Source organism: Ruoffia halotolerans, from assembly GCF_014049385.1.
Classification (GTDB): domain Bacteria; phylum Bacillota; class Bacilli; order Lactobacillales; family Aerococcaceae; genus Ruoffia; species Ruoffia halotolerans.
In genome coordinates this window covers 94,325-120,189 of record NZ_JACAOA010000004.1, presented here as the reverse complement: position 1 = coordinate 120,189, position 25,865 = coordinate 94,325, and the positions used below count along the sequence as shown (strand labels likewise).

Genomic DNA, 25,865 nt, shown 5'->3' with positions numbered 1-25,865 from the left:
GAACTAGCCCCTTTTTTAACTCTTATTGTATAATGATGCTGTTTTAAAACTAGGCCGATACTAATTTTTATCATTATCAAACTTAATTAAAACAACTCATCCAACAAGATATAATATTTAACCTTATCCCAATCAGGCTCTATCCCTATTTTTTGGAAGAACAACTTCCCGTAATTTTCAACTTCGTATTCAGTATAAGTCCGTAGTACACCGAATTTACCACGAAGATTATCCAATAAACTTCGGTAACATAAAGCAACATCTTTGTAGATATCTGATACACCACTTTGCCCAAGGTCAATAAAGCCTGTTAAGTAGGAACCACTAGCAATTAGATTAGGTAAACTAAAATTTCCATGAGACAATACTAATTTCTCTTCTTCAGGACGATTATTATCCAACCAATCCCATAATGTCTCTGGACTATTGAATCCATCTTCACCAAACGTTCCTTCATCAGCATCATTCACATCAACCAAGTTCTTTTCTACTCGCTCTTTTGCTGCTGCTAACTTGTCTTCTAACAATTGTGAACTGGGGCAATGTGTTATATCCACATTCCAAAGTAACTTAAGACTATCAGCTAACAACTCAATTAAATCCTCAGTCGATCGTCTGACAATGACTTCATAAGACGGATCTCCTTTTAATTTCTCCATTAATAAGTAGTTTATTCCTTCGACTTGAATATTTTCTAAAATTTCAGGTACTGGTAGATGATAATTATTCCACCAATTAAGCATTAGCACTTCGTTTTTAACTTCATCAGAAGATGACTCTATCTTAAGAACGCAATCATCTAAAATCATCTTCTTTGCATTCGATTTGCCTATCAAATCAATTTGAAAATTCTGGTTATCAATATATTTTCGGATTTCTTTGGGTATTACTAGATTCATCTCATAACTCCTCAATTCTATTCAATACTCTATTATATACATGTAATAGGAAAGCGATATCAATTTGTGTTACTCTTGATTTTACACCATGAAAGTCATTTTTCAAATGGATTCGAATCTTTCATTACTTTTTTACAAACAAATTGCACAATATTCTTTTCTTCGCAAGTGTTTTTAATTGTATTTTTTGCACTATAAACGTAATCTTAAGTAACAATATAATAAAAGGAGACAATACTATGGCAAAGATACTCATAACTGGAGCAACAGGTACCATTGGTGTCGAATTAGCAAAGCACCTTATTACTAAACACGCGCTTACTTTAGTCGGACGTGATTTTTCTGACTTTCCTGATGATATTCAAAATAAAGCAACCATTGTTAAACGCGATTTACTTGAACCTGAAAATTGGAATGGCTTATTGGATGGAATCGAATATGTCATTCAATTAGCTGGAGAAGCCGATCAAGATGCTGATTTTTATGACAGTTTATTAGATTTAAACTATAAAATCCCACATAATTTATATAATGAAGCGACTAAAGCGAAAGACTTGAAGCGCATCATTGTCGCTAGTTCTATCCATATCGTTGATGGTTATCCAGACGGTGTTGAAGTCAAGACCACGGATCCAATCCGTCCTGCTAACTTATACGGCGTATCTAAAGCATACTTAGAAGGTTTAGCTGCTTACCATGCTTATTCAAATGGCATTGAATCCATTGCGATTCGGATCGCAGATTATAAAGTGAGCGACGATGAATTAGACGAAGAAGTTGATGAGTACGGCATGGCGATGTACTTATCTAAAGAGGATATGAATCGTCTTATAGATGGCTGTATCGAAGCAGAATTAAAAGAACCTTTCTTAATTGTTAATGGTGTCTCTAATAATACGTTCACTCGTCTATCTAATGAAGAAGCAAGAGTCAATTTAGGTTACAACCCTCAAGATAATGCGTTCGAGAAGAAGAATATTTTTTAATCAACAAAAGACGTAGATGAAAATCTACGTCTTTTGTTGTCTACATATTTATATGTTTTGATGCTTCTCGAATTGATAAAGGAGCTAGTTCAGTCTGATACTGCCTAAGAAAATTCTTGACCCATTCTTCATTTATTCGCGCATAATCACGTAATGCCCAACCAATGGCTTTATTAATAAAGAATTCGTTGCTTCCTAAATTATTCATAATCGTTCGAGTCAGTAATTGAGTATCGGTTGCTTCCTTCATACTTAATTGATGAATAATCGCTACGCGTCGCAACCACAAGTTATCTGATACACTCCATTCAATGATAGTTTCTTTTAACTCTGGATACTGTGTTTGAAGATAGCCCACTCTTTTCACTAAAGCATCCACAGAATCCCACCAGGACTTTGTTGTAATAAGTTTTTTCAAATGATTGATATCGTCTTTTTTCAAATACGTTTGCATATCATTTAAATAGTCAGTGGCAACATATTGGAATTCACGTTCCTCCTGTTGCCAACATTCTTGGACGAAGTCCCAGTTAATAATCGATGTATCTGGACTCACTTTAGACAGTGCTCGTGCTTCTTGTTTAGCTTCTTTGAAATACGGTCTTGTTATATTTCGACGTGCTACGCTTTTAAGACCTAAAAAAGGAAACTGATTTCTTAAATACGCTGACATTGCTTGGGCATCGTCTGTTCGGTGGCCTTTCATCTCTGTGATTAATTGTTTAGTATCCATTATGAGTCGTACTCCTTTCAACAAATTTTTGATATATTCTCAATCTTGAAGGATGGTTTTGAACTCACTTTCAAATCCATATTTTATCTAATTTCAATATTTCTTTTATTTCACCTAATTCCAAAAAAGCACCCTCAACTGAATAACAGGAGGATGCCATATGTTAATAATCAGCTACATAGTGTCCGGGAGTGACCTCTTTTAATACTACAACTTCTTTATTTGGTTGCCACGCTTTTAGCGGATTAGAGTCTACCACCTTCGACTTCATCTGTGCATCTAACCTTGGAACAGCTTGGAGTAATTGTTGTGTGTAGGGGTGTAACGGATTCGCGTATAATTCGTTCGTTTCTGCTACTTCTACAATTTGGCCTTGTTGCATGACTGCTACTCGGTCACTAATTTGTTTCACGACTGCCAAATCATGAGCAATGAATAGATAAGTTAAACCTAGTTTATCTTGCAGTTTCTTTAAAAGTTCAATAATTTGCGCTTGAATCGAAACATCCAAGGCAGATAAAGGCTCATCCGCAACAATAAAATCAGGTTCTACGGCTAAAGCACGGGCAATTCCTATACGTTGACGTTGTCCACCAGAGAACTCATGGGGGAAACGTGAGGCAAAACTTGGGTCTAATTCAACTAAACCTAGCAATTCTTCAACTCGCGCCCGACGTTCTTTCGCATTATTCACTAATTGATGCGTGTCGAGTGCCTCTCCGATAATATCTTCAATCTTCATACGAGGATTTAATGAAGCATAAGGATCTTGGAAGATAATCTGCATATCTTTTCGGACTTTTAACATCTCTGATTTAGTCAATTGATGCAAATCAAAGCCTTGGAACATAATACGTCCGCTCGTTGGTTTATACAATTGAAGGATAGCGCGACCTAAAGTTGATTTCCCCGAACCAGATTCACCTACAAGTCCTAAGGTTTCCCCTTTATAAATATCTAAGTTAACCTGATTAACTGCTTTAAGCTGCTTCCCTTTGCCAATATCGAAGACTTGTTCTAGTTGCTCTACTGAGATTAGCGGTTGAACTTGTACTTTTTCTTGAGTGATTTTCTCTTCTTCAATTCTTGGTACAGCTTCAAGTAGTAATCTAGTATAAGGATGTTGAGGGTTAGCAAATATCTCATCAATCGGTCCTTGTTCAACAATTTTACCTTCTTGCATGACGATGACTCGCGTACAAATTTGAGCAACCACTCCGAAGTCGTGAGTAATTAGTAAGACAGATAAGTTTAAATCTTTTTGTAATTGCTTTATAAGGGATAGGATTTGAGCTTGAATCGTAACATCTAATGCTGTCGTTGGCTCATCTGCAATAAGTAAACTTGGATTAGCTGCTAAGGCAATGGCTATCATAATTCTTTGACGCATTCCCCCAGAGAACTCATGCGGATAATGACTAAACCTCTCATCAGCGTCTTTAATTCCAATTGACGTCATCAATTCAACTGTTCTTGCCTTAGCTTGTTTCTTACTCATACGTTGATGTAATCGAATCACTTCAACAACTTGATCACCAACAGTCATTGTTGGATTCAATGAACTTAATGGATCTTGGAAAATCATTCCAATATCTTCACCCAATATTTTACGTAAGGCTTTTGGTTTAATTTCTAGGAGTTTGTGCCCTTTGAATTCAATCTCACTATCAGAATGAATGATGGCATTATCGGGTAATAGTTGGGTAATTGAACGGGCAGTCATACTTTTCCCACTACCTGACTCGCCTATAATTCCAACAATTTCACCTTCTTTTACTGAAAAGGAGATATTTTTTAACACTTCTTGCTGTTGGTCTTCGCTCTCAAAGCTTAAGCCTAATTGATTGACCTTTAAAATATCAGACATTTACTCACTCCTATACTTCTTTATATACGTTGATATCTATTAATACACAGCGAGTATTATAACATAGGGATTTTGCCAAAGAGACGAACTCATTCGATAATCGTCATTCATAAATCCGAATGCTAGCCTTCGAAAATCCCCATGACTGGTTTTAATCTTGAAGCGTTATACTAAATTAGTCTGATTCAATCCGTTATTTTTTCTTTGGAGGTGAAATATTTGAATCAATCTGAACAATGGTCTTTGATTTACCAACAAATGCAAAGTCAATGGCTTTATAAAGTAGCTCTTTGGGTACTCGGCTTCCCTTTACATATTATCTTCTTCGTCCTTCAAATCGTAAATTACTTGAAGAACAGAGCTCAACCAGCCGTTGAGCGACTCTCTCAAACAGAGAAAGAAGCGATAAAACAGCAATTATTAGAAGAAGAGCGTAATAAACAACGCTACTTCAAACAAAATATTAGTAAAGAGAAAACTGAAAAAATCGTTGCTCAGCGATTAAATAACTATATTCAAACTTTAATCACTGAAGATAAAGATATTTCAAAAAGTGTCTCTCTTTCAGATATTTATTCTCAATGGGTTTCAACCCCAATCGGCTTTATTTCGAGTATTATGTTAGCTTTACCGATGTATCTATTAATGACAATTTACCGTTTTCCAATTATTAGATATATTGCTGAAAGACTATTCTTAATGGTCTTTGTTATCTTTGGGGTGACTTGGATTGTCTTTACTTTACTTTATTTTTCACCCTCAGATCCAGCCCAAAATATATTAGGTATTCAAGCAACACCAGAGCAAATTGATAATTTCAATGCGCTTCATGGCTTAGATGATTCTTATTGGGTTCAGCTCCTGAGAACAATTAAAGGGGTTGTAACCTTTGATTTAGGCTTCACATATGTAGGGAATGATATGGTTATTGACGCTTTAATACGCCGTTTCCCTATTACACTGCAAGTGACATTCTTCTCTCTAGCTATTTCATTAGTTATTGCGATTCCAGCTGGTATTTATTCGGCGGTGAAAGTGAATTCTTTATTTGACCAATTCTTTATGTTCATTGCTTTAATTGGTCTATCTATTCCAACATTTTGGTTAGGTTTAATCTTTATCTTAAACTTTTCAATTCGTAACCGTTGGTTGCCTGCAACCTTTAATCCGGACAATCCGTGGTCACTGCTGATGCCTGCGATTGTCCTAGGAACAAGCTTAGCTGCTTCTGTTGCACGAATGACCCGGGCTTCGACTTTAGAAGTGATTCATGAAGATTACCTTCTAACAGCCAGATCAAAAGGAATGTCGAATTGGCGCATCATTTGGCGTCACATTATTCCTAATGCGCTGATTCCAGTTATTACAGTGATTGGTCTGCAATTTGGTGGGATGTTAGGTGGATCAGCAGTCACCGAACAAGTTTTTAATATTAATGGGGTTGGTAGTTATATTGTAGAGAAACAATTTGTGCCGGATATTCCAGCTGTTTTAGGCGGGGTTATCTATATCGCGATTATTGTCTCTTTAGTCAATTTAGTCGTTGACCTACTGTATGCACTTATTGATCCACGAATTCGAACAACGTTAAAAAATTAAACTTAGATAGAAAGGAGTTTGGCTTTGGTTCAATCATATTCACCGGTAGCAAAACGCTATTTACGTTTTGCTTCGACACTTTCGATCGTCTTCTCATTAGCGGTCATTTTATTTACATATTTAAGACAAGGAACAGATTGGAGTTTAGTGACTATCGGCTTCGCCCTTATTCACCTGATACTCAGCTTCATAAACTTCTTTATAGCCAGACACATTCAAAACAATGGAAAAGTTCATCCTGTGCACCGCGTATGGGGTTTTGTCCTTATGTTATCCGTCTTATTAGGGAATCCATTTAACTTTATAACGGGGATGTTCTTAATATTACGTAAACTCATGTCGTATCAAATTTATTTTATTTTTGCGGTCCTCGTTGACTTAACGATTATTGCGACAACGAGCTTAAACTTTTTCAAACCTACTATGAGCCCGACGTTTACTATCGGTTTATTTCTATTGGGCGTCAGTTTACTCTTTCATTGGGGACTTGCGCTATTTAGTCCTCATTTGAAAAATGTATCTAAGACTCAGTTATATATTATTATCGTCTTACTTGTAGTCACTTCATTCAGTGGAAATTTATTAAGTTTGATTGCTGCTTGGTTAATCTGGCGAGAACATCATAATCAAGTAGATGTACGTCGCCGCAGTGTCTTTTCAAACATTTCTCGTCATGAAGTCGCAATCTTTGGGCTTTATATTATTACCTTTATATTTGCGATGGCTATTACAAGTTACTTAACCTTTGAATATAGTTACGCCGTTGAAAATAATTATACGGCGATTTTACAAGCACCAAGTATGACGTACCCTTTAGGAACTGATAATTTCGGGCGCGATGTCTTTTCACGCATGGTCTTTGGCGGTCGGATTTCTTTACTAGTTGGGGTCCTAGCTACTTTAGCGCCTCTACTTATTGGTGGTTTCCTGGGTGCTATCTCAGGTTATTACTCACACCGTGTTGACCAAACAATTATGCGTTCCTTGGATGTATTGTACGCGATTCCCGGTATTTTATTGGCAATTACGATTGTGACGGCTTTTGGGACCTCAACTCAAAACTTAATTCTCGCTTTGAGTATTGGTGGCATTCCTGGTTACGCCAGAACAATGCGGGCCAACGTACTTCAAGTGAAGCAATTAGAATATGTTGAAGCTGCCCACGCTGTTGGGGTGAGTGATGTAAAAATCATTTTAAAACATGTTATTCCTAATGCGAGTGCCCCTATGATTATTCGATCATCGCTTACAGTCGCGACGGCAGTTATTTCAACAAGTAGTTTAAGTTATTTAGGTTTAGGGGTTGAAAGTCATATTCCTGAGTGGGGTAACATCTTACGTATCGGAAGTGACTATCTAGAAACACAACCTTACTTAGCTATCTATCCAGGTTTGGCTATTATTGCCTTAGTTTTATCATTTAACTTCTTAGGAGACGGCTTACGTGATGCTTTAGATCCTAAGATGACTCAATGACACGTAAGCATTTTATGAAGAAAGTTGGTGAGCTGTATCGATGAACACAGATGAAGATTGTTGTAAGTGCCGTAAACATTCAAAGCAAAATAAAAGGAGATTTTTCATGAATAAAATTTTAAACAAATTATTTTTAACAGCCTTAGTATTAGTTGGGGTAGTCGCTCCAGTCGCAACTACTGTACAAACTGCCAGTGCTCAAGAAGCTATTCCCATTACTATCTTAGCTCAATCAGCATCTGAACAAGATGTTAATATTGTCCGTGACCAATTAACTCGTGCTGGCTTCCAAGTTGAGACAAGTTTACAACCGGATTATGCAAGTTTTAATGCTCAAAAAGAAGCAGGAAATTATGACTTAGCTATCTCAAGTTGGACAACCGTTACAGGGAACCCTGATTATGCTGTTCGCTCGTTATTTAAATCCGATGGGGATAACAGCATTATGAGTAACCCGGAAGTGGATGAACTAATTGAACAAGCAGCAACGGAAACACCGGAAGAATATGTGAATACGTATACTGAATTCGAAAATCAATTAGTGACTGAAAATGCGTATATCGTGCCATTATATACATCGTTAAAAGCACAAGCCTTTAATCAAGAAGTATTAAACCCAGATTCAATTCGTTTGTCTAAATCAAGAGCCTTTGCTTGGGAACCCGTTTCTTATGTTGATGACAGTCAACATGCTGAACGTCCACTACTTTTAACACAAACCTCATCACAATTGACTTCATTAGACCCAATTAAAGGGAACGACGGAAGTATCAACCAATTGAATACGAATATGTATGTACGTTTAATCAACCTAACGGATGATGACCAAATTACTTCAGAGAATTCATTAAGTTATAATCATGCGATTGCAGACGGAAACTCAGAGTATTACTTCATCTTACGTGATGATATTAACTTTGCTAAAATCGAAGACGGTGCAGCAATTGATACAGGTGATTTAGTATCGGCTGAAGATGTTATTTACTCACTCAACCGTGCAAAAGACCCTAATTCAGTTCCTGATCACCGTACGTATAGTTTACATGAGCATATTGACGAAGTTTCAATTGTGGAAGATGTAACTGAATTAGAAGAAGCGACACTTTCTGGGAGTGACTCATCTGTGAAAGAAGCTTTAGAAGAAGGATTAGAAACACCTATCACAGCTGTTGTTGCTTCTGAAGATGAGGTCGATAATGCAAATGGTAATTATCAAGTCGTTAAATTAACAACAACACAACCATTTCCACAAGTATTAAATTACTTAGGTCACCAATCAGCAGGTATCGTGTCAGAACAACAAGTTGAAGCAATAAATACTTATGATATCGAGTCTTATGATGTAAACTCAGACATTGCTTATGGAGACCAACGTGCTGTCACTGAAGGTGGCTCTTATGATAACCACCTATGGGCAAGTGGTCCTTACATCATGGTAGATAAAAATGATTACCAAGCAAATTTTGTTAAAAACCCAGCATACCGTCCTGATACAGATGCAGATGCAAACATTGAGCAAGTCACAGTCCGCTTTATCGCTGATTCAAGTAGTGCCTTATCTGCCTTACGCTCGAACGAAGTTGATCTGTACTATGGTTTAGGTGAAGTTGATTACCCAATTGTTGAGAACGAGCCAAGTTTAGCACTCCAATCAATTCCAAGTAATGCGGTAACTTACATGTTATTCAACGTCAATACACCCGGTCGCCCAGTATCAGACAGTCCTGACTTAAGAAAATCAGTTCTTTATGCTATCAACCAAGAAGAAATTAATGCTGCTTACCAAGGATTAAAATTACCAGCTTACTCAACATTATCGCCACTTGTTGAAACTGGGAATACTTTAGTCGCTGACCAAGCAAAAGTAGAAGAGTTTAGAAACAATTACTTAAATTCAGCTACTGAATAAAATGTTTAAGCCCTCAACTACCGTGTAAATAAGGTGGTGAGGGCTTTTTCTGTGGAATAATTTCGTAGTTATCTCGGAATCGATTTAGAACCGAATGCGGGTTTACAGTTTTTCTCAAGCTTTTCATTAAAACTTTATATAGCCATTTAACATTTACAGCAAATTGCGGTATGATAATTAACATTGAAAGATTTATTACGGTATATTTAAATATCGTATCCAAATCCAACTTAGAGAGCATTTCTATAGTTTCAGAAAGGAACGAATGTATTTGAATATACAGCAATTAAAGTATTTAGACTATATTGAAAAAACCGGATCGATTAACCGCGCAGCTGAGTTGTTATTTGTATCCCCTTCGACCATATCAGTCTCTCTTAAAGAACTCGAGGTTGAAGTCGGTCAACAATTATTTACCCGTTCAAGTAGCGGAATGACCACAACACATGAAGGGCATGAATTTATAACTCAAGCTCGACAAGTCTTAAGCCAACTTGATGTCATGCGCGATTTGTTTGTTAATAATGAGTCGGAACGTCAATTCTTTTCTGTCTCAAGTCAGCATTATGACTTCGCTTCAGAAGCTTTCAGTAAATTCATTAATAAACATCCAGGTGAACGCTTTGTCTACCGCTTCTTTGAAGTAGATACCTATTCAGTCATTAAAAATGTTTCGCAAAATGTTAGTGAAATTGGCTTCGTATACTTAAGTGAATTTAACCGCCGAATGTTAACTCGCTTATTCGAACAAGAAAATCTACAATTCCATGTGATGTGGGAATTCCAGCCTCATGTCTTTATTCGAAAAGACCATCCTTTAACTGAATTTGAAAGTATAAAATATAAGGACTTAATGGATTATCCTGCAATCACATTCGAACAAACAGAGCATCAAAACGACTTCTTAACTGAACATCCCTTAGAAGTTCAAGCAAATGATCAAAAGGTTGTTGTAAGTGACCGGATGAGTGCAATTAATATCATTACGGGGTCAAATGCTTATTTAACAGGCTCGGGCATTATGACAAACCGCATTACTGATGATTATGTTACGTCAATTCCTTTAGAAAGCTCAGAAAGTCACCATATTTGCTGGATTGCTCCGAAAAATCAGGAATTATCAACGAATGCGCAAAATTATTTGAAGATAGCTGATCAAATACTATGTGAACGGGTTAAAAACTTGGAAAGTGTTCATTCACCAGATAATTATACAATTTAATCGGTTAAACTAACCATTCACACAAATTAACCACCTCCATTAAACGGTTTAAACACGTCTAGTGAAGGTGGTTATTTCTATTTAATCAGTTTCATCGACGGTTCCAAAAGTATCTAATGGCCAAAATCTGAATAATATTTCAGCATTAATTGATTCTTCAGAAATCGGTCCAAACTCTGTACTATCGAATGAATGATTTCGGTTATCTCCCATAACAAAGTATTCCCCTTCAGGAATTGTTAATGGAGCAAAATCAATGGTGTTCGTATTATTCTGAAGAGTTTCTTCCGATAAGTAAGTTTCTGATAATGGTTCGTCGTTAATATAAATCACATCATCTTGAGATGAAATTGTATCACCAGGTAAGCCAATTACACGTTTAATGTATTGCTTTCCTTCCTCAGTCGGCGAGTCAAGTATCACGATATCAAATCGATCCACATTGAAGATATTCGCACCGAATAATCGATCGCCGTGTGCTAAAGTATAATTCATCGAAGGTCCATCGACTTCAAAGGGTGTAAACACAAATAATCTTAGTAAAACCATTCCAACGATGAGTAATAAAAATAAGCCATTCTCTTTAAAAAAACGTTTAATACTGTTCATGATAATCTCCTAGCAAATAACATAATAAGAATATTATACATCCCATATAAATACTTAACAACCTTTGGGCCTAAAGCTAAAGATTTCTTAAAAAATATGGAGGCGGCACGCTGAATCATCAGTGTGTCGCCTCCATTTATAATGTTATGATGCTGTTGGTTCGCCCACACGTTTAATTTTTCCTTGTTGGATATAAACAGAAAGGATCGCAATATCTGCTGGGTTTACCCCACTCACACGACTTGCTTGTCCTAAAGTGCTTGGATTGATTAGTTTTAATCGTTCTCTTGCTTCATTTGCTAAGTTCCCAATTGCATCCCAATCAATGTCTTCAGGAATTTGTTTTTCTTCCATAGCACTCATTTTTTCTACTTTTCGAACAGCTTTATTAATATAACCTTCGTATTTAATTTGAATTTCAACTTGTTCACCGACTTGGCGGTTCAATGGTCCTTCTTCGCGAGGAATTAATGTCACTAAGTCAATGTAACGAATTTCTGGTCGTTTTAATAAGTCGCTTGCTAAGATACCATCTTTTAATAAGGCTGATCCAACGCGTTCGAATAAATCAACTAAACCTTCTGTATGTGGTGTTAGGCGGATTTTGCTTAGGCGTTCTAACTCTTGATCAACAAGTGCTTGTTTCGCTTTGAAAGCTTCATAATGGTCTTCAGATACTAAACCAATCTCGTGTCCAATCTCAGTTAAACGCATATCAGCATTATCATGACGTAATAATAACCGATATTCCGCACGTGAGGTAAGTAAACGGTATGGCTCTGTTGTCCCTTTTGTTACTAAGTCATCAATCATCACACCGATATAAGCTTCGTTACGTTTTAAGATGAGTGGGTCCTTCCCTTGGACTTTACGTGCTGCGTTAATGCCAGCCATAATTCCTTGACCTGCTGCTTCTTCATAACCACTTGTTCCGTTCATTTGACCTGCAGTAAATAAACCCGGTAATGATTTTACTTCAAGTGATAAATCTAATTGATGCGGTATAACGACATCATATTCAATCGCATAGCCTGGACGCATCAGTTTCGCATTTTCCATACCTTTTACCGTACGTAACATCTCAACTTGAACTTCCTCTGGCAAGGAAGTTGAAAGGCCTTGAACGTACATTTCTTTCGTGTTTGCGCCTTCTGGTTCAATGAAGATTTGGTGACGTGGTTTGTCACTGAATCGAACGATTTTATCTTCGATAGATGGACAATATCGAGCACCAACACCTTCTACCATTCCACTAAACATTGGGGCACGGTGTAAGTTTGCTTGAATAATTTCGTGTGTTTGAGCATTCGTATGCGTTAACCAGCACGAAACACTTTCTTCTTTAAAGTCTTCATCGGGAGTTAAAAATGAGAAATGATTCGGCATTGTATCACCAGGTTGCTCAACTGTATCTTCAAACGTTACTGAATCAGCGTGAATTCTTGGCGGTGTTCCTGTTTTGAATCTAGCTAATTCAACACCTAATTCCAGTAAGTTCTCAGATAATTTGATCGAAGGTAATGTATTATTTGGACCGGATGAATAATCTAAATCACCAATAATAATTTTACCACGTGAAGATGTTCCAGCTGTTAATACAACAGCGTCAGCTAAATACTTAGCACCTGAGTTTGTAATAACACCTTTTACTTGGCCATCTTCGACATATAATTCTTCAACCATTCCTTGTTTAAGTGTTAGGTTTTCTTCTTCTTCAAGAACTTGACGCATATTTTTTGCATAGGTTTCTTTATCTGCTTGGGCACGTAAAGCTTGTACTGCTGGTCCTTTACTTGTATTTAATAAACGCATTTGAATGTAGTTTCTATCGATATTACGTCCCATTTCGCCACCAAGTGCGTCGATTTCTCGAACAACTACCCCTTTGGCTGGCCCACCAATGGATGGATTACACGGCATAAACGCGATCATTTCTAAGCTTAATGTTAATAAAAGTGTTTTTGATCCCATACGGGCTGCTGCTAAAGCAGCTTCTGATCCAGCATGTCCTGCTCCAACAACAATAACATCATATTGTCCTGCTTCATATATTTGCATAAATAACTCCTTTCTAGTCTTTCTTCTCTTCTTTAAATTCAACGGTATGTTCGGTTAATTCGCCATTTGTATCATAAGTAAATTTTGCTGAGAAATAGGGTGTATGTTTCACTAACCAATCTAAGTAAATGTAATCCCCTTCCCAAGTCGGTTTTGCCATGACTTGGTCATAAGGAACCCATTCCAGTGTTCCTTCATCGCATTCTTCAATCAGTTCACCTTCGAACTCAGTCACGACATAGACAAAACTATACCAATCTTCACCATCATGTTTGAAATCTGGAAACGTAATAAATCCTCTTAAATCCAGTTTAATAGCTGTTAAGCCTGTCTCTTCTTTAATTTCACGGATGGCGCATTCTTCAGGTGTTTCACCTGCTTCAAATTTACCACCGACACTAATCCATTTTCCTTCATGAATGTCATTCGGCTTTTTATTACGATGTAGCAGTAAAATCTCTGATCCGTTATCGAGATAACAAATAGTTGATAGTTTTGTCATGATTTTGTCGTCCTCTCTACCTTTACTTACCTAAACAAAATTGGCTGAATAATTTATTTAATAGTTCGTCTTGGACAGAATCTCCGGTAATCTCACCAAGTAAATCCCATGCACGTGTAAAGTCCATCTGAATTAAATCAACAGGCAACATCATTTCAGTTGACTCAAGGACTTCATCCAGTGAGCTAATTGCTTGACGTAGTAATTGTGTATGTCGTGTGTTCAGTAAGTAGTTCACGTCACCAGACTTAATTTCACCACTGAAGAATCTTTGCTCAATTTGAGCTTCTAACTCAGCAATCCCAGATTCCTCAAGCATCGAGGTTGCGATTAAATCAGCATCTTGAATGTAAGGTTCTAAGTCAGCGTGAGTTAATTGAGGCTCTAAATCTTGTTTATTTAATAAAATAATACGATTTTGATCCTTAGTTAATTCTAGGAGTTCAATGTCTACTTCTTGTAAGGCTTGCGCTTGGTTTAAGATTAGAATCACTAAATCTGCTTCTTCCATAACTTTACGACTACGCTCTACACCAATTCGTTCAACGACTTCATCAGTTTGGCGAATTCCAGCTGTATCGATAAGTCGAAGTGGTACACCACGAACGTTAACGTATTCTTCAATCGTATCACGCGTTGTTCCTTCAATATCAGTTACAATTGCCTTTTCTAAACCAGTTAATCGGTTTAACAAACTTGATTTACCAACGTTTGGACGTCCGATAATCGCAGTATTAATTCCATCACGGAATAAACGGCCATGTTGCGCTTGATGTAAGATTTTTTGTATTTGTTCCTTCACATGTACGGCTGTTTCATTGAGTTGCTTCAATGACATCTCTTCGACATCATCGTATTCTGGATAGTCAATTGTTACTTCCACTTGTGCGAGTGTGTCTAACATTTCCTGACGTAATGAACGTATTTTAGTTGAAAGACTTCCTTGTAATTGGTTCATTGACGCATCCATCGCTTTATCCGTCTTCGCTTGGATTAAATCCATCACTGCTTCTGCCTGTGATAAGTCAATACGACCATTTAAAAATGCACGCTTCGAAAATTCTCCTGGCTCAGCCAATCTCGCACCATTCGCTAAGACTACTTCAAGTACTCTTTGAATGGCCATAATCCCACCATGTGAGTTGATTTCAACACTATCTTCCGTTGTATAAGATCTTGGTGCCTTCAATACACTCACCATCACCTCATCAATGACTTTTCCTGTTTCTGGGTCAATGATATGACCATAGTTAATTGTATGGGAATCTACGTTATTTAAGTTCTTACCTTTGAAGACTTTACTCGCAATCTCAATTGCTTCATCCCCACTCAATCTCACAATGCCAATCGCACTTTCTCCCAGTGCTGTAGCAATAGCTGCAATGGTATCTGTTTTATACATTGAATGACTCCTTTCTAATTTTGCTCACAAAAAAAATGCCTAAACTCCCCCTATATGCATGATTTCTCCATGTTGATATACGGTTCGTAAGCACTTTGACTGCTACTACATTCAATTTCTTTAGCATTATACAAGATTCATTTGAATATTGCAAATGGTTTTGATAGGTTGGGGTGAGGTTTTGGAAGTATTTTTATTTATTCTTCCAGTTAAACATAATAACTGGAGGAATTATTATTTATTCTTCTAGTTAATCATGATAGCTGGAACAATTAGTTTTTATTCTTCCAGTTAATCACAATAGCTGGAACAATTAGTTTTTATTCTTCCAGTTAATCACAATAGCTGGAACAATTAGTTTTTATTCTTCCAGTTAATCACAATAGCTGGAACAATTAGTTTTTATTCTTCCGATTAATCACAACAGCTGGAGGAATATGAAATAATTCCTCCAGTTGGCACTCTTTACTTACTCTTTTTCAGTTTGTGTCTGATTGCTTCATACGGCAAACCGAAGTTATGATAGTAAACACCTCGATGGCTACTGTGAGTTGGCCACTTTCTATAGAGGGATTTCAAAAAAGCATCTTTTTCTTTTACTTGTCCACTAAAGGTTACTATATTTTTTGGTGTAAGTATTTTATCATCGTGATAAAACAACATCCCTAATTCTGCTGTTGTCCGTAATCGTGCCTCGGTTTTATATTCAATGTATCCGCAATCTTGACACTCTATCGTTTTATAATGATTTTTTAATAAGTAACTATAACATATCGCACAATGAATGCCCGTTTTCGCTTCCTTAAAAAGAGTTACTGGTATAATTTTTGGGGGAAATGGATGATTAATCCGATAACGATCGATTGTTTGTTCCAGGTGGAGGTTATCAAAATAATCAGGCAAAGTCTGATATCTCTGAACCATTTCATTTATATGTCTTGATAACCGATATCGCATCACCAATTCAATCCCAGAATCCCTATCATTTTTAACATCACATTCATTGTCCATAAATATCATCGAAGAGTATACTGGCACACCATTTAATTTATTATCAGATAATATATTCTCAATAGCATTTTTTCGATTTTGAGCGAATGAAATCTCATTATTTATTGGCTTTTTGTTTCTATAGCAATTCCCATCCATATATTCAAATACACCACTATAATTTTTACATTCCACTAGCCAAACAAATTTCCCCGTGAAAATGATAATGTCAATCTCATTTGTTCGGCTGTATTGAATCCAATAATTTGGTTTTAATATCCATGACTTGGGGATTTTATTTTTTAATATTTTAAATAACTCTATTTCTGCTCGGTCCCCTTTTTCGGCGATGAAGTAAGATTTTTCATCATTTGGAGACAATAAATTCCGATAATACTTCTCTTTTAAATGGTCAAATAATTTTGGGTTGATTTTATTCATAATACACCTCCATATATATATACAAAAAAAAGAGGCAATTCCATTATTAATTTTTCTTTAAGTAAACCCCAACTCTCATCTGAATATCATTTACCTTCCTATCAGTAGCGTGATAGAATAGGGTTGATTAATGAAGAGGTGAGTTTTATGAATAAGTTTGAATATATATACTTAGATATTGAAAACAAAATAAAAGAAAACATTTATCCAGTGGGGTCTTTACTTCCAGGTGAAACTTCACTCGCAACAGAGTATAATGTTTCTCGTGAGACGATTCGTAAAGCGCAACGGATGTTATCAGATAATGGATTTATCTTTAAAAAACAAGGACACGGGTCCATTGTTTTAGATTATCGACGTTTCGCTTTGCCAATTAGTGGTTTAGTGAGTTATAAAGAATTAAGTGAGGAAAATAATCTCGCCAGTACGACACAAGTTATAAAAAATGATATTATTCCTGTTCCAGACTTTATATTAAATGATGTAAAAATGAGTTCGAAAGAGAAGTTTATTCACTTAATTCGAACACGTTCAATTGCTGGCGAAGTCGTGATTATCGATGAAGATTATATTCGTCAAAGTATCGTGTCTGAAATACCCAACCAAGTAGCAGAAGATTCCATCTATCAATACTTTGAAGGTGATCTTGGTCTAGAAATCGGCTTTGCATCGAAAGAATTTATCGGTGAACCCGCCGATGATTTAGATATTAAATACTTAAAAATTAAACCAGAAGACTACACAATCACAGTGAAGAGCCAAGTATTTCTAAAGGACGCAACGTTTTTTCAATATACGATGTCACGTCACCGAATTGACCGCTTTCGTTTTCAAGAGTTCGCTCCGCGTCATAATCGGTTTATAAATCCGTGATATAATGAATATCGCTTAAAGGAGTTAATGAATGCAAAATAATCAAAATTTGCGGTGGGGTCTAATTATCCTCGTTGTATTAGGCTTTACTTTCGTTTTATACCTTAATTATGACAGTAAAGGAGAGGCGCCTAGTAAAACATCTACTCAAGAAGTGTCGTCTCAAGCCAATCGATCTAGTGAAGAAACGATTGCAAACTCTAGTGAAGCGAGTTCTCAAACGGATGAATCAGAGCAAGAGAGTGAAAGTGACGTGGAAAGGACACTAGATGTAGATACAACCAACCAAAGTAATCGTGTTGCGGTTGTTCCAAGCCAAAGTAGTGAAGAAAGTGAGTCTTCTACTGAAAATAGCTCAGACGAAGAAAGCACGGAGGAAGACGAAGTAAGTATCGAAATATCCGTGAGCAGTTCCGAGAGCGAAAGCCAAGAAGAGGACGAGACAAGTGAATCTGATTCCGAAGCAATCGTCGCATCATCTGAAAGCAGTTCTGAAGATGAAAGCACCGAGGAAGACGAGACGAGTAACGCGGGATCTGAGTCTAGCAGCGCATCATCTGAAAGCAGTTCTCAAGATGAAAGTCAAGAAGACGAATCGACAGAAAGTTCTTCAGAATCTGAGCTTACATTTGACGACATCTATCAAACTTATTTGATGGACGAAAATGGAATTGAACCTTTAGACTTAGACGCCTATAAAAATATGGCTGATGTCATAGACCAAACACTTACTGAGTTTAACGTCAACTCTTCTGAAATTAGTTTAGCTTATTATAACTTCCACAATGAGGAACATTACTATCTGAACGAGAATGAATTATTTACTGCAGCGAGTATAACGAAAGTTCCACTGTCTGCCTTATATATTGATTTAATCAACTCAGGTGAGTATCAATTAGATAGTGAACTTGATTACAGTGAAGCATTATTTGAAGCCGGGGCTGGAAACATTACAAACGGTCCTTTGGAAAGCAGTTATAGGATAGAGGAACTGATTGCAGAAGCAATCACTCATTCAGATAATACTGCAATGAATATACTTAAAGCCGAGTACGATAAAGAATTCGGTAATTTCCGCGAAGATATTTTAACGTTTGCTGGAATTGATGAAAAACCAGAAGACTTCTTAAATAATAATCTAAGTTCAGCTTATATTACTGAGCAAGTATTAATTAAAATTGCTCAAGATGAATCCTACAATGACTTGATTAACTTAATGTTTGAAACAAGTCCGGCCCAATTGTTCACGTCATATGTTAATAATGAGATGATGGCAAATAAATTTGGTCGCTATGAGCAAGCAGTTAACGATAGTGGAATCTATTATGAAAATAATCAGCCTCAGTACGCTTTAGTCGTTCTTTCCGATAATATTAATCAAGCTGATCAATTTCTAGAAGTAATGAACTTACGAGTGAATCAATGGTTTAGAGCACATAATTAATGCAAATAAAAAGTGGGTTTGGAAATTTTCCAAACCCACTTTTTTAATAGAGTAATTCAAGCAAAATAATTGTCGAAGCTAGCAAACCCATAATAGCTCGAATCGTATTCCAGCGAGTCCACTCACTAACAAATTCTTGCCAACTGGTCTCATTCGCCTCATTCTTCAGTCGATTGTTCCAGGGAACATTTTTCACAATGGTTACTAAAAAGCTTCCGATAATATGTAGCAAACTCCCCACCCAAAACAAGATAGAATTCATATTCATCAAAACCATGGCGACCGCTAGTAAAGGGGATCCAAAGAACAACAGGAAAAATAGACTGTTCTGTATTACATCATTGATTCGATTCATTATTCGAATACCAATACGAGCATCCTCTTCTTGCTTTAGCACAGGCATAATAGTATTAGAAAAAGTAAAATACAATCCACTGATAGTTGTGTTAAATAGAATAAACATAATTACGATTATGTTAGACATCATTTGCTCCTATCCACTGTTAAAGTGATTCTGAACCGATTGTTGTTTGACTTTCATCTGTAGTTGCAGATTCATCCATTGACGAAGCGTTCGATGTTGACTCACTTGATTCAACTGACGCATCGACTGTCTCTAAAGGAGTCGTTATTGTACTCACTTGATAGATGCCATGCGTAGGGTATTCAAGCGTATCTGGTAACATACCATTATTATTCACTGTTAAACGTACTTGATCCGTATTAAAGAAATTCCCTAATGTCGTTACAATTGAAGCAATCACTGCTTGTTCTGAAGCTTCATGACTATTCAATACAGCTACTACCCCAGGTGAGAAGTCAATGATGACAACTCCTTCATCTAAAGTGACCGCTTGGACTGTAATCGTATCATCTAAAATGCCCATCTCTTTAAACATACTATCAAAAGCACTTGCGAAATTCCCGTTCGTTTGCCACGAGAATGCTGCTTGCCCAGGCTCAACCATCGCTTCATCCGTTGTCGGCAACTTCACTTCAACATTATTGATAATACGGTTCTCAGGATAGATTGCTTGTGCTTGCCATACTTGCGTCACCGTACCTGCTTCGTCTGCTTCGACGGTCGCTACGACACCTTCATTTTGTGCATAATATTCGACTAAAGTACCTGATTCAAGTGTTGAAGTAACTTCAATCACATTCTCTAACTCCAGATCTCTTATCGTTGCTTGGCTATAGATCGCAGTAATCTCACTTGTTGTCGCCGCATCACGTTGCCAATTTGTACCAACTTGCAGGGGTGCTTGTAGCAAGAGTTCAGATTCCTGAGTCGCTTGGTTAGCCCTCCCTGTTAGATGGTTCACATATGGATTTAATTCTGAACTTTCTTCTAGGCGAGTGATTTGTGAATTTCCCCAACTAAAGATATTCACGATGGGCGCTTGATCTGTTATTCGCGTTTCCACTTGCATCATGTTCAATGTTTGGTCCACGAAGTCAGGGTAGTCAACACGTGACGTCTCCCCATTACTATATTGCTTAATTTGATACATAACGTTTGGTAAGTAATCTTCAATATTTAACTGAACGGCGTCTTCTAAAGCTACCCAATCACTCGTATCGAAGCTTGTTAGGATCTGACTGTTCCTTGCTTCATCAGGTTCTTGGCTTTGAGTGTCCTCACCTTCTGCACTTTCATCTTCTGTTTGGTTGCCTTCTAGACTTTGACGTTTCTCTTCAATAATACTTTGGTTCTCTTCGCTTAAGGTAATCATTGGTTCACTTGCACATCCGACGAGCAAGAAAGCGAGTGAGCTTAAAATAAGTTGTTTTAATTTCATAAGTATTCACATTCGTCTCCTCAAAATATTAATTTCATTATAGCATAGTCTTCTTCGTTGAGTAGAGTGTTGTGAGGAATTTACTAGATAATTTTATAGTAATAAAGCTTATATTCATTTATTAACATATTCGTTTGTAAAAATCTCATACTTAAGCTAGAATTGTTAGGTTATTAAAATTATTAGGAGGCTATCATATGGTTAAAATTGGTATTATTACAGGTAGTACACGTAACTCACGTGTAAATTTACAAGTGGCAGAATGGATTTTAGAATTTGCGAAAGCGCATAATAATAATGCAGAATTCGAATTAGTGGATATTAAAGAGTTTGATCTTCCACGCTTTGACGAGGTTATTCCTCCTATTGCAACAGATGATCGTCCAAATCCTAACGTTAAGAGATGGTCTGATAAAGTGAAAGAATTAGATGGCTTTATCTTTGTTACACCAGAATACAATAAAGCTGTAACGGGTGGCTTAAAAGATGCGATTGATTACTTAGCAAGTGAATTCTTCCACAAAGCAGCTGGAATTGTATCATACGGTGGACAATTAGGAATTAGCGCAAGTGTGATGATGCGTCCAATGTTAGGTAACTTAAAAGTTGCTGTTGTTGGTCCTCAAGTAACATTCAGTATGAACACCGACTTCGAACAAATGAGCACGTTTAAACCTGCTGATTACCATACAGATTCAGTAAATAACATGTTAAACGACGTTGTAAGCTGGTCAAAAGCTTTACAAACAGTACGTAATAAATAATTATATAGAAAAAGCTATCTAACTCTAAGTTGATAGCTTTTTTTGTGCAATAAAAAAACAGAACTCTTTGAAGTTCTGTCGTAGATGGATAACGATATTTGTATAAAATATGAGAGGTTTGGGGGGCTTCTAATATCTGAACAAACTCGTTACCGATATATATATATATATATGTTATAAGGGAATGGTTCCTTAAGGAAAAGTATATGCTGTTTATTCTGAGACACATTGGCTATGTCTCATTACTAATATGATAACACCCTTCATAACTATTTGCAACAGTTTTTATTTATATAATTCCAATAAAATTATGCTTTCATTAAGTTTCTACAAAATAAACTATAACAGTTATAAGAAAAAGTGAAACAGTTTATTATCTGTAGTAATAGAAAAAGAATAAGAGCGAAACACCCTATGACAGTGCTTCGCTCTTATCTCACAGCTTTATTTATCTTTTATTTGATTTGTTTGATCGATTTCTCTAACAATGCGCGCAGGTGAACCCATAACTAATGAATTAGCTGGAATATCACGTGTCACAACACTTCCAGCTCCAATCACACACCCGTCACCAATCTCTACTCCTGGCATAATAGCAACATGGGCTCCAATCCAAACATTATTTCCGACGACAATCGGTGAAGCTTTCTCAAGCCCAATATTACGACTTGGATAATCCAATGGATGAGCAGCTGTATAGAAACCAGTGTTAGGACCGATAAAGACATTATTTCCAATTGTAATACCGCCACCATCCATGAAGTAAACATTACTATTAACAAATACGTCATGCCCAAATTGGGTAAGTGACCCATAATCACAAGTTAATGGACTAGAGATTCCAACGTTGTCTAACTTTTGTTGAAATAATTTTTCTTGAATGTCTTGTCGCTTTTCTTCTTCTAAAGGTGGCGTTTGATTAAATTGAAAACACAAGTCTTGCGCAATTCTACGTTCTTCCACAAGTCCTTCATCATAATTCGCGTCATACCACTCGCCATTTAGCATCTTTTCACGTTCTGTCATAGTTTTCTCCTCAGATTTGTCTATTATTTTATTAAAAATGCCACAGTTTCGTAGGCTTTCAACGTGATTGAATCAGACATTACCTCTAAAGCGCCATTACCAATCAGTTTCTTAGCTGATAAGCCTTTGAATTCATCTGGTAAAGTTACTGTAACTTCGCTTGGATAGAAATGACTGAGGACTAATAACTTCTCATCTTCTAATTCACGCACATAAGCCATTACTTCTGGGTGATTTAATAATAACCCACGGTAAGTCCCATCACTTATCACATCGTATTCACGACGTAGTTTAATTAACTCTTGATAATATGAAAAGATTTGGCCATTCGCTAATTCATTAGTGGCATTCACTTCTTTATAATTCGGTGCGACATTTAACCAAGGATCGCCAGTTGTAAACCCTGCGTGATCACTGTCATCCCATTGAACGGGTGTACGACCATTATCACGTGATTTCGCTTGAATAATTTCAAGAGCTTCCGCTTCTGAGACACCTTTGTCTAAGAGAATTTGGTAATTGTTATGAGTTTCGATATCATTGTATTCTTCAATCGACGTATAATTAGGATTGGTCATTCCAATTTCTTCACCTTGATAAATATATGGTGTTCCTCGTAAGAATTGAATGGTTTGAGCTAACATTGTCGCTGTTTCAAACGGATAGTTCTCAACATCGCCAAAACGACTATTCGCACGCGGTTGGTCATGATTACTTAAGAATAACGCATTCCATCCGTCACCATCTGACATTCCAGTTTGCCATTCATCTAAAATTCGTTTTAATTCCAAGAAATCAAAGTCTGAATTGCTCCATTTTTCTCCATTTTCATAATCCACTTTTAGATGATGGAAATTAAATATCATACTTAACTCTTCTTCAGCTGGATTTGTGTAACGAACACCATTGGGTACGTCTGTCGATGACATTTCCCCGACAGTGACAATGTCTTCACGTGTCCCAAAAGAGGCTTGATTTAATTCTTTTACCCACTGATGAACGATTGGTGTATCGGTATACAATGACTTTTCTTGAGCTGAACCTGGTTCTTCACTATCAACAAAAGGTAATTCTTTCCCAATCACATTGAGTACATCAAATCGGAAGCCTTTGACCCCTTTGTCTAACCAAAAGTTTAAGACTTTCTGCAATTCTTCACGCATATTTGGATTGTACCAATTTAAATCTGCTTGGTGCACGTCATATAAGTGTAAATAATATAAATCAGTATCGCCGAATTTCTCCCAAGCCGGTCCACCAAATTTAGAATCCCAATTGGTTGGCAACGATCCGTCTTCTTTAGCTGGTTCTAAGTAGAAGAAATCTTGATAATATTGATCCCCTGCTAAAGCTTTTTGGAACCACTCATGTTCCGTTGATACATGGTTAAATACCATATCCATCATTAAATCAATCCCACGCTTTTGAAGCTCTTCCATTAACTCATCGAAGTCTTCCATTGTCCCATAATCTGGATTGATTCCCGTATAATCACTCACATCATAACCATTGTCATATTGCGGTGAAGGATAGAATGGACTTGACCAAATCATATCAATACCAAGCTCTTTTAAGTAATCTAATCTTTTTATTATTCCTTGTAAATCGCCATAACCATCACCTGTTGTATCTTGAAATGATTTTGGATAGGTTTGATACATTACACGTTTTGATAATTTCATTCTTAAATTCCTCCTGTAATAAAAGAGCAGCAAGTTAGGATCAACTTGCTGCTTCTATTGTATATAAATTTGTTTATGCTTCCTTCTCTGATTTGCTGTTAAAGAATGGGATATCGAAGTTTAATCCGGCATCCGTTAAGAAACCAACTTTATTAAAGACAAGTGTTAGAACGAATGGCACAACTAAAGCTACTGCCATCGCAATCCAGAACCACATTTGTGAATCAATATGGATAACTAGGAAACCAGGTAATCCACCAACACCAATCGCATTCGATTGAACGTTAAATGTTGTTGAAATAAAGCCGGCAATTCCTGATCCTAACATCGCTGCAATAAATGGATAAATATATTTCAATGTTACCCCAAACATCGCTGGCTCTGTAACACCTAAGAATGATGATACTGCTGATGGAATCGTAATTTGAGACTCATCTGCGTCTTTACGCGTTAACCACCATACACCCATTACCGCTGAACCTTGAGCAATATTAGATAAAGCAATCATTGGCCACAGACCAGTTGTACCAGTATCTGCGATTAATTGTGAATCGATTGCATTTGACATGTGATGTAATCCAGTAATAACTAATGGAGAGTAGAGTGCTCCGAATAAGAAACCAAATAATGATTTTAATGGTCCTGATAATCCAGCCAGAACAATTGTTGAAATTCCGTCACCAATCCACCAACCAATTGGTCCAAGCACCGTATGTGCAAGAATAACTGCTGGTAATAGTGATAGGAACGGAACAAAAATCATTGATACCATTTCTGGAACAACACGACGCCAGAATTTCTCTAAATAACCTAACGCCAATCCAGCTAACATTGCTGGAACTACTTGAGCTTGATATCCAATCATATCTAACTGAATAAAACCAAAGTCCCACTGAGGTACTTCTCCCGATGCTAATGCCTCCGCAGCACCATAAGCATTCAATAATTGGGGTGATACTAAAGTCAGACCAAGGACAATCCCTAAAATCTGAGTTGTTCCCATCTTACGTGTTACGGCCCATGTAATACCTACTGGTAAGAAATGGAAGATTGCTTCTCCTGGTAACCACAGAAAATGATTAATTCCATTCCAGAATACAGAAGACTCAGCAATCGTTTGACCGCCTAACCCTTCCCAAGCTACACCTTCCAAGATATTACGGAAACCTAAGATAAGTCCCCCTACAATAATCGCTGGAATAATTGGTGCGAAGATCTCAGCTAAGAACGTCATTGCCTTTTGCCACCACGATTGATTCGCTTCAGAGGCTTGCTTTACATCCGCTTTTGAAGCTTCTGAAACACCAGAAATCGCCGCAAATTCTTTATAAAATTCAGATACGTTATTACCAATAATGACTTGAAATTGACCTGCTTGCGTAAAACTCCCCTTGACAGATGGTATTGCCTCAATTGCTTGAATATCCGCTTCACTTGGATCCTTTAATGCAAAACGCATTCGTGTAGCACAGTGCGTTGCAGCATTAATATTATCGGATCCACCAATGTGTTCCAATAAGGCTTTAGCATCTTTTTCAAAATTTGCCATGTTCATCCTCCTTTGACTTGTCTATACAAATT

General features: G+C 36.9%; 21 protein-coding genes. 8 read left to right on the top strand and 13 right to left on the bottom strand.

Annotated elements, in window-relative coordinates:
* Window positions 1-86 precede the first annotated feature (86 nt).
* The gene (locus tag HW423_RS02650) at window positions 87-899 is read right to left on the bottom strand and encodes an APH(3') family aminoglycoside O-phosphotransferase (protein WP_218930400.1); all 813 of its coding nucleotides are present in this window, start codon (window positions 897-899) and stop codon (window positions 87-89) included.
* A gap of 239 nt (window positions 900-1,138) precedes the next feature.
* On the opposite strand from HW423_RS02650, the gene HW423_RS02645 reads away from it, so the two are divergent.
* The gene (locus HW423_RS02645) at window positions 1,139-1,885 is read left to right on the top strand and encodes an NAD-dependent epimerase/dehydratase family protein (protein ID WP_218930399.1); all 747 of its coding nucleotides are present in this window, start codon (window positions 1,139-1,141) and stop codon (window positions 1,883-1,885) included.
* A gap of 40 nt (window positions 1,886-1,925) precedes the next feature.
* On the opposite strand, the gene HW423_RS02640 is transcribed toward HW423_RS02645, so the two are convergent.
* Window positions 1,926-2,618 (bottom strand): DNA alkylation repair protein, encoded by a 693-nt coding sequence (locus tag HW423_RS02640; RefSeq protein WP_218930398.1) that lies wholly within the window; start codon window positions 2,616-2,618, stop codon window positions 1,926-1,928.
* Between the two features lie 163 nt (window positions 2,619-2,781).
* Window positions 2,782-4,485, bottom strand: a complete 1,704-nt coding sequence (locus HW423_RS11290; protein ID WP_218930397.1) for an ABC transporter ATP-binding protein — start codon at window positions 4,483-4,485, stop codon at window positions 2,782-2,784.
* A 219-nt stretch (window positions 4,486-4,704) separates the two neighbouring features.
* Here HW423_RS11290 and HW423_RS02630 point away from each other — a divergent pair, with 219 nt between their 5' ends.
* The 4 genes from HW423_RS02630 (at window position 4,705) to HW423_RS02615 (ending at window position 10,691) form a co-directional block, all read left to right on the top strand.
* Window positions 4,705-6,084, top strand: a complete 1,380-nt coding sequence (locus HW423_RS02630; protein ID WP_218930396.1) for an ABC transporter permease — start codon at window positions 4,705-4,707, stop codon at window positions 6,082-6,084.
* Between the two features lie 24 nt (window positions 6,085-6,108).
* Window positions 6,109-7,560 (top strand): ABC transporter permease, encoded by a 1,452-nt coding sequence (locus HW423_RS02625; RefSeq protein WP_218930395.1) that lies wholly within the window; start codon window positions 6,109-6,111, stop codon window positions 7,558-7,560.
* 106 nt (window positions 7,561-7,666) lie between these two features.
* Window positions 7,667-9,469 carry an ABC transporter substrate-binding protein gene (locus HW423_RS02620; RefSeq protein WP_218930394.1) on the top strand — a complete coding sequence of 601 codons (1,803 nt, stop codon included), beginning with the start codon at window positions 7,667-7,669 and terminating at the stop codon, window positions 9,467-9,469.
* A 271-nt stretch (window positions 9,470-9,740) separates the two neighbouring features.
* Window positions 9,741-10,691 (top strand): LysR family transcriptional regulator, encoded by a 951-nt coding sequence (locus HW423_RS02615; RefSeq protein ID WP_218930393.1) that lies wholly within the window; start codon window positions 9,741-9,743, stop codon window positions 10,689-10,691.
* An 81-nt stretch (window positions 10,692-10,772) separates the two neighbouring features.
* Here the strand turns inward: HW423_RS02615 and lepB are convergent, their stop codons facing one another.
* The 5 genes from lepB to HW423_RS02590 form a co-directional block, all read right to left on the bottom strand.
* Window positions 10,773-11,300: a signal peptidase I gene (gene lepB, locus HW423_RS02610; RefSeq protein WP_235956243.1), complete on the bottom strand. Its 528-nt coding sequence runs from the start codon at window positions 11,298-11,300 to the stop codon at window positions 10,773-10,775.
* Window positions 11,301-11,444: 144 nt separating this feature from the next.
* The gene (mnmG, locus tag HW423_RS02605; RefSeq protein WP_218930392.1) at window positions 11,445-13,358 is read right to left on the bottom strand and encodes a tRNA uridine-5-carboxymethylaminomethyl(34) synthesis enzyme MnmG; all 1,914 of its coding nucleotides are present in this window, start codon (window positions 13,356-13,358) and stop codon (window positions 11,445-11,447) included.
* A gap of 13 nt (window positions 13,359-13,371) precedes the next feature.
* Window positions 13,372-13,860 carry an NUDIX hydrolase gene (locus HW423_RS02600; protein ID WP_218930391.1) on the bottom strand — a complete coding sequence of 163 codons (489 nt, stop codon included), beginning with the start codon at window positions 13,858-13,860 and terminating at the stop codon, window positions 13,372-13,374.
* A gap of 22 nt (window positions 13,861-13,882) precedes the next feature.
* Complete coding sequence (gene mnmE, locus HW423_RS02595; RefSeq protein WP_218930390.1) at window positions 13,883-15,262, bottom strand: tRNA uridine-5-carboxymethylaminomethyl(34) synthesis GTPase MnmE; 1,380 nt, start codon at window positions 15,260-15,262, stop codon at window positions 13,883-13,885.
* Window positions 15,263-15,727: 465 nt separating this feature from the next.
* Window positions 15,728-16,693, bottom strand: a complete 966-nt coding sequence (locus HW423_RS02590) for a nuclease-related domain-containing protein (protein WP_218930389.1) — start codon at window positions 16,691-16,693, stop codon at window positions 15,728-15,730.
* A gap of 147 nt (window positions 16,694-16,840) precedes the next feature.
* Between HW423_RS02590 and treR the strand changes: the two genes are divergently transcribed.
* Entirely contained in the window at window positions 16,841-17,566 is a 726-nt protein-coding gene (gene treR, locus HW423_RS02585; protein WP_218930388.1) for a trehalose operon repressor, read from the top strand.
* A 31-nt stretch (window positions 17,567-17,597) separates the two neighbouring features.
* Window positions 17,598-19,010: a serine hydrolase gene (locus tag HW423_RS02580; RefSeq protein ID WP_218930387.1), complete on the top strand. Its 1,413-nt coding sequence runs from the start codon at window positions 17,598-17,600 to the stop codon at window positions 19,008-19,010.
* A 43-nt stretch (window positions 19,011-19,053) separates the two neighbouring features.
* Here HW423_RS02580 and HW423_RS02575 read toward each other — a convergent pair whose 3' ends face one another.
* The gene (locus tag HW423_RS02575) at window positions 19,054-19,494 is read right to left on the bottom strand and encodes an anthrone oxygenase family protein (RefSeq protein WP_218930386.1); all 441 of its coding nucleotides are present in this window, start codon (window positions 19,492-19,494) and stop codon (window positions 19,054-19,056) included.
* A 19-nt stretch (window positions 19,495-19,513) separates the two neighbouring features.
* The gene (locus HW423_RS02570) at window positions 19,514-20,812 is read right to left on the bottom strand and encodes a GerMN domain-containing protein (protein ID WP_218930385.1); all 1,299 of its coding nucleotides are present in this window, start codon (window positions 20,810-20,812) and stop codon (window positions 19,514-19,516) included.
* A gap of 197 nt (window positions 20,813-21,009) precedes the next feature.
* On the opposite strand from HW423_RS02570, the gene HW423_RS02565 reads away from it, so the two are divergent.
* Window positions 21,010-21,576, top strand: a complete 567-nt coding sequence (locus HW423_RS02565; protein ID WP_218930384.1) for an NADPH-dependent FMN reductase — start codon at window positions 21,010-21,012, stop codon at window positions 21,574-21,576.
* A 444-nt stretch (window positions 21,577-22,020) separates the two neighbouring features.
* Here the strand turns inward: HW423_RS02565 and HW423_RS02560 are convergent, their stop codons facing one another.
* The 3 genes from HW423_RS02560 to treP all read right to left on the bottom strand — a co-directional run bounded on the left by HW423_RS02560 (window position 22,021) and on the right by treP (window position 25,833).
* Window positions 22,021-22,602 (bottom strand): sugar O-acetyltransferase, encoded by a 582-nt coding sequence (locus HW423_RS02560; RefSeq protein ID WP_218930383.1) that lies wholly within the window; start codon window positions 22,600-22,602, stop codon window positions 22,021-22,023.
* A 23-nt stretch (window positions 22,603-22,625) separates the two neighbouring features.
* Window positions 22,626-24,284, bottom strand: coding sequence for an alpha,alpha-phosphotrehalase (treC, locus tag HW423_RS02555; RefSeq protein WP_218930382.1), 1,659 nt, complete (start codon window positions 24,282-24,284; stop codon window positions 22,626-22,628).
* Between the two features lie 73 nt (window positions 24,285-24,357).
* Window positions 24,358-25,833, bottom strand: a complete 1,476-nt coding sequence (treP, locus tag HW423_RS02550; protein WP_218930381.1) for a PTS system trehalose-specific EIIBC component — start codon at window positions 25,831-25,833, stop codon at window positions 24,358-24,360.
* Between the last annotated feature and the right edge of the window lie 32 nt (window positions 25,834-25,865).

Bases quoted from the DNA above. Each gene is read 5' to 3' on its own strand.
- treP (WP_218930381.1), bottom strand. From the start codon at position 25,833: ATGGCAAATTTTGAAAAAGATGCTAAAGCCTTATTGGAACACATTGGT.
- HW423_RS02645 (WP_218930399.1), top strand. From the start codon at position 1,139: ATGGCAAAGATACTCATAACTGGAGCAACAGGTACCATTGGTGTCGAA.
- HW423_RS02600 (WP_218930391.1), bottom strand. From the start codon at position 13,860: ATGACAAAACTATCAACTATTTGTTATCTCGATAACGGATCAGAGATT.
- HW423_RS02565 (WP_218930384.1), top strand. From the start codon at position 21,010: ATGGTTAAAATTGGTATTATTACAGGTAGTACACGTAACTCACGTGTA.
- treR (WP_218930388.1), top strand. From the start codon at position 16,841: ATGAATAAGTTTGAATATATATACTTAGATATTGAAAACAAAATAAAA.
- lepB (WP_235956243.1), bottom strand. From the start codon at position 11,300: ATGAACAGTATTAAACGTTTTTTTAAAGAGAATGGCTTATTTTTATTA.
- HW423_RS02620 (WP_218930394.1), top strand. From the start codon at position 7,667: ATGAATAAAATTTTAAACAAATTATTTTTAACAGCCTTAGTATTAGTT.
- HW423_RS02570 (WP_218930385.1), bottom strand. From the start codon at position 20,812: ATGAAATTAAAACAACTTATTTTAAGCTCACTCGCTTTCTTGCTCGTC.
- HW423_RS02640 (WP_218930398.1), bottom strand. From the start codon at position 2,618: ATGGATACTAAACAATTAATCACAGAGATGAAAGGCCACCGAACAGAC.
- mnmE (WP_218930390.1), bottom strand. From the start codon at position 15,262: ATGTATAAAACAGATACCATTGCAGCTATTGCTACAGCACTGGGAGAA.
- HW423_RS02590 (WP_218930389.1), bottom strand. From the start codon at position 16,693: ATGAATAAAATCAACCCAAAATTATTTGACCATTTAAAAGAGAAGTAT.
- HW423_RS02580 (WP_218930387.1), top strand. From the start codon at position 17,598: ATGCAAAATAATCAAAATTTGCGGTGGGGTCTAATTATCCTCGTTGTA.
- HW423_RS02575 (WP_218930386.1), bottom strand. From the start codon at position 19,494: ATGTCTAACATAATCGTAATTATGTTTATTCTATTTAACACAACTATC.
- mnmG (WP_218930392.1), bottom strand. From the start codon at position 13,358: ATGCAAATATATGAAGCAGGACAATATGATGTTATTGTTGTTGGAGCA.
- HW423_RS02650 (WP_218930400.1), bottom strand. From the start codon at position 899: ATGAATCTAGTAATACCCAAAGAAATCCGAAAATATATTGATAACCAG.
- treC (WP_218930382.1), bottom strand. From the start codon at position 24,284: ATGAAATTATCAAAACGTGTAATGTATCAAACCTATCCAAAATCATTT.
- HW423_RS02560 (WP_218930383.1), bottom strand. From the start codon at position 22,602: ATGACAGAACGTGAAAAGATGCTAAATGGCGAGTGGTATGACGCGAAT.
- HW423_RS11290 (WP_218930397.1), bottom strand. From the start codon at position 4,485: ATGTCTGATATTTTAAAGGTCAATCAATTAGGCTTAAGCTTTGAGAGC.